The organism is Protofrankia sp. CiP1_Cm_nod2, from assembly GCF_920664355.1.
In the GTDB taxonomy this organism is placed as follows: Bacteria; Actinomycetota; Actinomycetes; order Frankiales; family Frankiaceae; genus Protofrankia.
In genome coordinates, this window is the sequence record NZ_CAKKTL010000356.1 from 1 (window position 1) to 3,713 (window position 3,713).

At 72.4% G+C, this 3,713-nt stretch carries 2 protein-coding genes and 1 pseudogene; 1 reads left to right on the top strand and 2 read right to left on the bottom strand.

Annotation, left to right across the window (positions count from 1 at the left end; all coding sequences use genetic code 11):
• Positions 1 to 988: pseudogene (locus NBW84_RS23235) on the top strand (hypothetical protein); the annotation flags it as partial.
• 331 nt (positions 989 to 1,319) lie between these two features.
• Here the strand turns inward: NBW84_RS23235 and NBW84_RS23240 are convergent.
• Positions 1,320 to 2,102, bottom strand: coding sequence for an FkbM family methyltransferase (locus NBW84_RS23240; RefSeq protein ID WP_250287399.1), 783 nt, complete (start codon positions 2,100 to 2,102; stop codon positions 1,320 to 1,322).
• Positions 2,103 to 2,682: 580 nt separating this feature from the next.
• Positions 2,683 to 3,713: ABC transporter substrate-binding protein (locus NBW84_RS23245; protein WP_250287397.1), on the bottom strand; the 1,031-nt coding region annotated here is incomplete at its 5' end.

Here is a 3,713-nt window from a genome sequence, read left to right on the forward strand (position 1 = left end):
AGATGTGTATAAGAGACAGCTGCCGGCCCGCGCGCTGCCGGCCCGCGCGCTGGTGGCCGGCGGCTGCCTGCTGGCGCTGGCGGCGCTGACCGTGCCCGCCGTCCCCGGCAAGGCCGGGGTCCAGCGGTACGTGAACACGGTGGACGAGCGCGTGCTTGGCCTCATCCCCGACGATCTCGGCGGGCCCGCGGTCGTGATCGTCACCCCGCCGCTCCCGAGCCGGTACGCCCAGGTGCCCTACCACTTCCTGCGCAACAGCCCGGACCTGTCGGACGAGGTGCTGTACGCCGCGGACATCGGCCCGGCCGTCGTGGGGCTCGCCGCGCGGATGCCGGAACGTCGGCTCTACCGGCTGCGCCCGGACGAACTGCCAGCCCTGGCCGGGCTGCCGGCGGCGGCCGGGCCCGGCCGCCCACGGGGCTCGTTCGTCGAACTGCGCACGGTCACCGGTAGGGCGATCGACGCCCGGGTGTCGGTGACCGTCCCCGCCGGCCATCCCTACGCGCAGCTCTACCTGCGCCTGGGCAACCGGACGCAGACCTACCCGCTCGCCACCGGCACGGACGCCTCCGGCACGACACGCACGGTGACCTGGACGCTGGACGGACGCTCCGACGCCAGCCTGGGCGGGCTGCCGCGCCCCGGGACAGGTGGGCGCACGCCCGGGACGGCGGGCCGGCCCGCCGCCGGCACGGACCCTGCCACGTTGGCCCCCGCCGAGGTGGCCGCCGCCGAGGTGGGTCCCGCCGCGGAGCTGGTCGTGGGGCTGGTCGCGGGCGGCACGCCCGACCTGGCGCGGCCCTGGCGGTGGGAGGAACGCGTCCCACTGCAACGACGGTCCGACGGTTCTCTGGTCCTGCTGGCCCCGGGCGCGGGTTTCCGGCAGACACCGGAACTCCCCGCGGACGCCTGGGAGCAGGTCACCCTGACCGGCACCCTCGACGTCACCCTTGAACCGGCCCCTGAACCGGCCCCGGCGGGCCGATGAGAGGGGGCGGGCCGGCACCCGGCGATCCCGCGCAAGGGCGTCCTGGAGCGCCGGTCAGGTAACCATACGTATCCCCCCTGAACGATGGCGCGCTTCGATGGACGTCGGCCACCGGAGAAGATCGGCGTAATTTTGTCGTTGTGTACGCTTTTGCGGCCAAAAAGCGTACACAACGACAAACTCTCCTGGATCATGGCCTGTGCGGGTGGTCGTGGATGGGATCCGCGTTACCTGACCAGCGCTCCAGGATTCGCGAGCGGAAGGCTGGCGTGGCTGTCGCCCCGGTCGCCCCCGTTTTTCGGTGTCACGGCTCCACCCGTGGTAGCCGGTGTCAGGAGGACGGTCGGAAAAGAATGGTGTTGACGTATCGGTGGACGCTGCCGGTCAGTACCGCCCGGAGGTAGCCGTGGTGGGCCAGCGGTGCCATTTCCCGCTGGTGGCCGACCAGATCGAAGTCGTCCAGTGGGCGCATTCTCCCGTGGTCGAGGAACCAGCCCTGGTAGTGCCAGCTCCGCAGCAGTTCCAGGGTCGCGGCCGCCGGGCTGCGGCTGTCCTCGATCTCGACTACGAGATTCGGGCGCCAGCGCCGGATAATTCCCTCCGCGCCGCGTAGCGCGGCGAGTTCGTGCCCTTCCACATCAATCTTCACGAGTCCGACGTCGGCGATGTCGAGGCTGTCGAGACGGACCGTCTCGACCTTCACGGTGTGCTCCGCGCGCCCGGTGTGCCCAGCGCGCCCGGTGTGCCCGGTGTGCTCACGGCCCTGGGGGAGCAGGCAGGCGCGCCCCTCGGTGCCCCGGCCGCCCGGTGGCAGCCACAGCTCGGCGAAACCCTCCGTGTCGGACGCGGCCTTCGGCACCACCGTGACGTTCGGCCGGCAGGTGCGGGCGACGAAGGCGGCCAGTTCGGGGTTGGGCTCGACCGTCACGACATGGCGGGCGTGCCGCGACATCCAGTGGCTCCACGGGCCGTACCAGGCGCCGACGTCCAGAGCGGTCTGTCGCGGTGTGACAAACGTATCCACCCGGCGCAGTATCGGCTCGAAGCGGCGGTGGGCCACGGCGACCGCGGCCGCGAACACCCGGTCGGGGACCAGCTCGGCGAGCACGTTCACGACAGCCAAGAACGGTTCCTTCCCCAGGTGGTGGACGCTGTTTTGACCGCCTTTTCGGACGCGCTGCCCCGGACCCGCTGAAATCGTCCGGAGAAATCGGATCCGACATGTTCTGGACGGTCTGTCACGCCGCTGGCGGAGGATGCCGGAGTGAATGCGGCACGACGTGAACGCAGTATGCCCGAACCAGGCCCGGGCAGGGGTTAACAGGGCAGGGAGGGCCGCGAGCCGAGCTGACGGCCCGGAACGGCAGCCGGGCGTCCGGAATATTTGTGATCATTATTCTCTCGTGCCCGGTTCCGGGATCGCCGAAGCATTTCCCGGGTACGGATCGCCCGATCCGGGTGTACCGACGGCCGGATTTCCGGCGGCTGTGGAGGAGCCCGGCCGCGGAGCCTGCCCACGGAAACCGTGCGCGGAACAGGCCTTTCGAACCGCGCCGACGGCGTTACGGGCCGGCCGGCTTTCGCGTGGGCGGCCGCGGGTGGGTACCGGTCTCCCGCCGGTGGCTGGTGGCCGGCTGGTGTCCGGAGGTGTCCGGAGGTGTCCGGCTGGTGTCCGGAGGTGGCCGGCGGCCTGGTCAGATCAGGCGGGGCCACTCCTGGTACAGCTCCCGGAGCACGGACAGGTCGAACAGGTGCCCGGCGGCCGACGCCGCCGGACCGGTGGACAGCAGCCGGACGTTGGCCTCGATCAGGGCGTCGGTCATGGTGAACAGGCCGTCCCGGCGGGTCTGCGCCGTCTGGACGAGGTCGTTCAACGCCCTGTTCTCCGCCAGCTGCTCGCGGACGTCGAGCCGGAGCGACCTCGCGTAGACGTCGGTGGTGAGCCGGGCCGCGAGCATGGGGTCGGCCAGGTTCTGCTTCCAGCCGCGGATCTCGGCCGTGAGGAAGGCCTTGACCGTCTTCCGCGCGGCGGTGACCGCGTCGGCGGTCACGACGTACACGTGGGAGACCAGCGGATACCCGTGGTCCGCGAGCAGGAACGCCGAGCAGCTGACCCCCTGCCGGGTGAGGGCCAGCGGCACGTCTGCGACGGAGGACAGCGCCGCGTCGGCCTGCCGCTGCGTGAGGGCCTGCGCGAGGGCCTGCGCATCATCGGGGACGACGACCTGCCGGACCGCCGCCGCGGGAACTCCCGCGGCGGCCAGGAACGACGCCCAGACGGCCGCGCTGCCCATGGCTGTCGCGACCCGCATGCCGATCATCTCCCGCGGTGTCCGGATCGGCCGGTCCCCCAGGGAGACGACCGCCCACGGGGACTTCTGCCGCTGGGCGCCGATGATCCGCAGTGGCGCGCCGGCCGCGGCCTCGCGGGCGACGGCGTCCGCGGTGGTCACCCCCACGAAGGCCGCGCCCGAGGCCACCGACGCCGTCACGCTGGGAAAGCGTGGCCCGCTGCCGCGGAAGCGCGTGGACGTGAAGCCCGCTTCGCGGTAATAGCCACGCTGGTCGGCGACGAGCGAACCGGCGAACTCGACGCCGGGCGCTCCCGGCAGCCCGAACGTGAGCGCACCCGGCCCCGCCGTGCCCCCGGCCGCCACCCCCGGGCGGGTGGGCTCCCGCAGCCGCCGTACCGCCCACCCGGCCGCCCCGGCGCCCGCCCCCAGGC